The organism is Brevundimonas sp., assembly GCF_031082345.1.
In the GTDB taxonomy this organism is placed as follows: Bacteria; Pseudomonadota; Alphaproteobacteria; order Caulobacterales; family Caulobacteraceae; genus Brevundimonas.
This window is the reverse complement of record NZ_JAVHLH010000220.1, coordinates 1-4644: the sequence shown is the minus strand read 5'-3', so window position 1 is coordinate 4644 and position 4644 is coordinate 1. Positions and strand designations below refer to the sequence as shown.

Sequence of the window (4644 nt, the reverse complement as noted above, 5' to 3'; positions counted from 1 at the left end):
CGACGGCCTGTTCGCCGAGCCCGCCCGAGCGGGCCGGCGGCGAGGCCGAGGCGGCGCGCGAGTGGGCCCGTCCTCCCGTCATTGAACGGGTCGAGCGCGCCGGGCCCGGCCTGACCGTGTCCGGCGTCGCGGGCGCGGAGACCCGGGTGGTGCTGCGCGGCGATGACGGGACGGCGTACGCGGCCACGGCCGATTCGCGCGGTCGCTTCGAGATCGGCGTCCCGGCCCCTGCCGGACATCTCCTGCTTCGCCCGGAGACCCAGGTCGGCCAGGATCCCGCGCCCTCGCCGGACCGGCTGTTGATCCTCGCGGCCGGGGAAGGCCCGATCGTGGTGCTTCGCCCCGGGGGCGCGACCCGCCGGCTGGACGCCGCGCCGGCGCTGGGAGCGATCGACAGTGATGGCCGCATGAGGCTGGCGTCCGGCCAGGTCGCGGCGGGGACCGATGTGGTCGCCGTGCAGAGCGGCGACGAGCTGGTGCAGGTCGCCCCGGATTCCCGGGGGCGCTGGAGCGTCATCCTCCCCCCTCGTGACGGTCCGGACCAGGTCCGGGTGGCGGGCAGGGACTTCCCGTGGCCGGGAGAGGCCGTCGGGTCGCAGGACCTGGCCGTGGAAAGGCTGGACTCCGGCTGGCGCATCCGCTGGGCCGGCCCGGGCGGCTCGGGCCAGACCACCTGGCTGCCCGATCCCGCCGCCCCCTGACAGGGTTTACGAACCGTTTACCAATTCAGTCGAACGAGGGGATGTCTTCCTTGTTCGAGGACACCCACCATCACCGAACCTCTTCAGCCCGGCGCTCGCGTCGGGCTTTTTTCTGGCCGATGGTCGGGGGAAGGGAGAGTGGCTCCGCGGGTAGGATTCGAACCTACGACCAGCCGATTAACAGTCGGCTGCTCTACCACTGAGCTACCGCGGAACACTTCCTCTCGGGAAGGCGGGCGCTATAGCAGCGCGAGTCAGGCTCGCGCAACGGGAAATATCCGATTGGCCGTAATCCCCATCGACGATCCGCGCGACGCCCGCGTCGCCGCCTTCCGCGATATCCGCGAGCGCGACCTCACGGGCCGCCAAGGCCTGTTCGTGGCCGAGGGCGAGGTGGTGCTGCGGGTGCTGGCCTCGCCGGCCTCCCTGTGCCGTCCGGTCGCGGCCCTGATCGCGGAGAAGCGGATCGCCGGCCTGGTCGACCTCATCGAAGCCCTGCCCCCCGCGACGCCGGTCTATTCAGCGGCGCAGCCGGTGCTGGACGGAGTCGCCGGCTTCCACCTTCACCGGGGCATACTGGCCTTGGGCGAGAAGCCCGTTCCGCGCCCGCTGTCCGAAGTGCTGGCGGGCGCGCCGGACGAGTCGGTCGTGGTCGTCGCCTGCGGCATCGGCAACCACGACAACATGGGCGGGATCTTTCGCGCCGCCGCCGCCTTCGGGGCCGCCGCGGTGCTGCTGGACGACCGCTGCTGCGACCCGTTCTACCGAAAGGCCATCCGCGTCTCGGTCGGCGCCGTCCTGCGCACCCCGATGTCGACGGGTCTCGGCGCGGGCGTTCTGGTCGAGGGCCTGAAGACGGCGGGCTTCCGCGTCCTGGCCATGAGCCCGTCGTCGCCGTCTCCGCTGCACCTCGCGCCGAGGGGAGGGCGCACGGCCATCGTGCTCGGGGCGGAGGGTCCGGGCCTGCCGTCAGACCTGCTCGAGCGGTGCGAGACCGTGGGCGTTCCGATGTCCGGCGGCTTCGATTCGCTCAATGTGGCGACTGCGGGGGCCATCGCCCTGCATCATTTCACGCGCCAGGCGTAAAGCGTTCACTGATCCGCGATTAACCCTTCGTATACCTTGATGAACGGCGCGATCTGTGGCGCTGTGTCGTGGTCCGGGGGAGTTGATTATGTTCGACAGCATTCTGTTCTTCGTCAGCCGCAACGCGCGCGTCGCCGTGGCCATCACGATCGTCGCCGCGACGGTGAGCGCGGCCACGGTCATCGGCTGGATGACCGCGCCCGTCTGATCTGTCCGAAAATCGCGATGGAGGCCTGACCGAGAATCGAACTCGGGTGCAAGGATTTGCAGTCCTCTGCGTAACCACTCCGCCATCAGGCCCTGGGCCGCTTCCGGAAACGATCCGGGGACGACCTCGCCATCGCGAGGGCCGTTCGCTATCAGATCGGATTGTCGCCCGCAACGCACAGACCTATAAGCGCGCGAGATTTCCGGCGCCTTGCCGCGCCTTTGCTTTTCGGGATTTGCGACAGATGGATTTCGCCGCCGCGCGCAAGGTCATGGTGGACAGTCAGGTCCGGGTGAACGACGTCACCGATCGCGACCTGCAGGCCGCGCTCCTTTCCGTCCCGCGCGAACGCTTCCTGCCGGCGGAGCGCGCCTTCGCCGCCTATGCCGAGATCGAGCCTGAGATCGTCGGCGGCCGCCGTCTGATGCTGCCCCGCGACCTGTCCAAGCTGCTGATGGCGCTTGAGCCCCGGGCCGGTGAGACGGCGCTGGCGATCGCCGCCCCCTACGCCGCCGCCGTGCTCGCCCAAATGGGCCTCAGGGCCACGGCCCAGGAATCCGACCCGAAGGTGCTGGACGTGGTCGGCCCCGCCCTGGCCGAGGCCGGGGTCGACGGCGTGGTGGCCCCGTTCACCCATCCGGTCGGCGAGGGCTATGACGTCATCGTCTCCGAGGCGGCCGCGCCCGGACGCCCGGAGGCCTGGCTGGCCGCGCTCAAGGTCGGAGGCCGGCTGGCCGTGGTCGAACGCACCGGCCCCGCCGGCAAGGCCGTCCTGTATGTGAAGGGTCCGTCCGGAATTTCCCGTCGTGAGCTGTTCGACGCGGCCCCGCCCGTGCTCGCGGAACTCGCGCCGGCGCCCGCCTTCGCCCTGTAAACCGGCGCGTGTGGGCGCGCCTCAGGTGTCGCGTGAAAAAATCTTAACTGGCGCGGGACGAAACCGTCCCCCATCTGGCCTATGGGATACAAAGGGGCGCGTTCATCCTCGTACGCGCCAGGCAGGAACAGTCATGCTGAAACGTTCGCGCGCGCTCGCCTCGGTCGCCATCATCGCCGTGGTCACCGGAATGGGAGCGCCCGTCTGGGCTGAAACGCTGCGGGAAGCGATCGCCCTGGCCTATCAGACCAATCCGTCACTGCTGGCCCAGCGGGCCAACCAGAGGGCGCTGGACGAATCGATCGTTCAGGCCCGCGCCGGTCTGCGCCCGAGGCTCGACGTCACCCTGAGCGGCAGCCACACCCAGAGCTACGGCGACATGGCCGGGTTCGACGGCGACAGCGCCTCGGCCAGCATCGGCCTGTCGCAGACGCTGTGGAGCGGCGGCCGCATCGGCCACGGCATCACCGCGGCGGAAGCCGAGATCCTCGCCGGGCGGGAAAACCTGCGCGACATCGAACAGACCGTGCTGGCCTCGGTGATCCAGGCCTATGCCGATGTCCTCCGCGACGCCGAGATCCTCCGCATCCGTCAGTCCAACCTCGGCGTGCTGCAACGCCAGCTCGAAGAGGCCTCCGCCCGCTTCGAGGTCGGCGAGATCACCCGGACCGACGTCGCCCAGTCCGAGGCCCGTCTGGCCCAGTCCGAGGCCGACCTCGCCAACGCCCAGGCCCAGCTGTCGGTGTCGCGCGCCTCCTACGCCGCCGTCGTCGGCCAGTCGCCGGGCGACCTGGCCCCGATGCCGGTGCTGCCGGGCGTGCCGACCGATTTCGACGCGGCCCTCGACGTGGCGCTGCTGGACAATCCCGGCATCCGCGCCGCCGCCTACAACCTCCGTGCGGCCGAGGCCAATGTCGCTGCCGCCAAGGCCGAGTATATGCCGTCCGCGCGGCTGACCGCCTCCTATGGCGGCTCGAACACCGACTTCGACCGCATCGGCGATATCGGCGACACCACCCGCCTCACGGCCGGCGCCACCGTCTCGGTGCCGCTGTTCACCGGCGGCCTGAACAGCTCGCGCGTGGCCCAGGCGCTCGAGCGCGCCAATGTCGCCCAGATCAACGTCGAGGGCGAACGCCGCAACACTCTGCAGTCGGTCAGCTCGGCCTATGCGCAGGCGCTGTCGGCGCGCTCCAGCCTGGACGCCGGGACCGAGGCCGTGCGGGCCGCCACCGTGGCCGCCGAGGGCGTCCGCCAGGAGGCCCAGGTCGGCCTGCGCACGACCTTGGACGTGCTCAACCAGGAGCTGGAGTTGCGCAACGCCGAGGTCACCCTGGCCAGCGCGCGGCGCAACGAATACGTCGCCCAGGCCAATCTGCTGGCCGCCATGGGCCGGCTGGAGGGCGCCGACCTCGATCCGACGCTGACGATCTACAATCCGGTCGACAACTACGATCGGGTGCGCAACCGCGGCGCGCTGCCGTGGGACGGCCTGATCGAGACCATCGACCGCATCGTGGCGCCGCCGATCGTGCCGGCCAATGATGCGGTCGACGCGCCCATCGACCAGCAGTTGAAGTCCGAGATCGTCCAGACCGCGCCGCGGGACTGAAACGAACGTCGGATCGCCTGGTAGGCGACTCGGACGCGGCTCGCTAACCTGTGACGCGAAAAACGCCCGTTGATTCCAGCGGGCTGAGATGCGACGACATTTGGCGGGGTAGGGGCCGTGATCCTGCGCCGCCAGACCGTTCTGACTTTGCGTTCGACGCGCG

General features: G+C 70.2%; 4 protein-coding genes and 2 tRNA genes. 4 read left to right on the top strand and 2 right to left on the bottom strand.

What is annotated here, in order from left to right; all coding sequences use genetic code 11:
- Window positions 1–701 (top strand): hypothetical protein (locus RDU12_RS12580; protein ID WP_308684907.1); only part of this gene is annotated, 701 nt, incomplete at its 5' end.
- Window positions 702–840: 139 nt separating this feature from the next.
- On the opposite strand, the gene RDU12_RS12575 is transcribed toward RDU12_RS12580, so the two are convergent.
- Window positions 841–915: transfer RNA gene (locus tag RDU12_RS12575), tRNA-Asn, on the bottom strand.
- A 68-nt stretch (window positions 916–983) separates the two neighbouring features.
- On the opposite strand from RDU12_RS12575, the gene RDU12_RS12570 reads away from it, so the two are divergent.
- Entirely contained in the window at window positions 984–1787 is an 804-nt protein-coding gene (locus RDU12_RS12570) for an RNA methyltransferase (protein WP_300291576.1), read from the top strand.
- A 226-nt stretch (window positions 1788–2013) separates the two neighbouring features.
- Here RDU12_RS12570 and RDU12_RS12565 read toward each other — a convergent pair.
- Window positions 2014–2087, bottom strand: a tRNA-Cys gene (locus RDU12_RS12565).
- 152 nt (window positions 2088–2239) lie between these two features.
- Between RDU12_RS12565 and RDU12_RS12560 the strand changes: the two genes are divergently transcribed.
- Both RDU12_RS12560 and RDU12_RS12555 read left to right on the top strand, forming a co-directional pair.
- Complete coding sequence (locus RDU12_RS12560) at window positions 2240–2869, top strand: protein-L-isoaspartate O-methyltransferase (protein ID WP_300291579.1); 630 nt, start codon at window positions 2240–2242, stop codon at window positions 2867–2869.
- A 133-nt stretch (window positions 2870–3002) separates the two neighbouring features.
- The gene (locus RDU12_RS12555) at window positions 3003–4481 is read left to right on the top strand and encodes a TolC family outer membrane protein (protein ID WP_300291580.1); all 1479 of its coding nucleotides are present in this window, start codon (window positions 3003–3005) and stop codon (window positions 4479–4481) included.
- Window positions 4482–4644 lie beyond the last annotated feature (163 nt).

Excerpts from the sequence above, each read along its gene's own strand:
- RDU12_RS12560 (WP_300291579.1), top strand. The coding sequence starts at position 2,240 with ATGGATTTCGCCGCCGCGCGCAAGGTCATGGTGGACAGTCAGGTCCGG.
- RDU12_RS12555 (WP_300291580.1), top strand. The coding sequence starts at position 3,003 with ATGCTGAAACGTTCGCGCGCGCTCGCCTCGGTCGCCATCATCGCCGTG.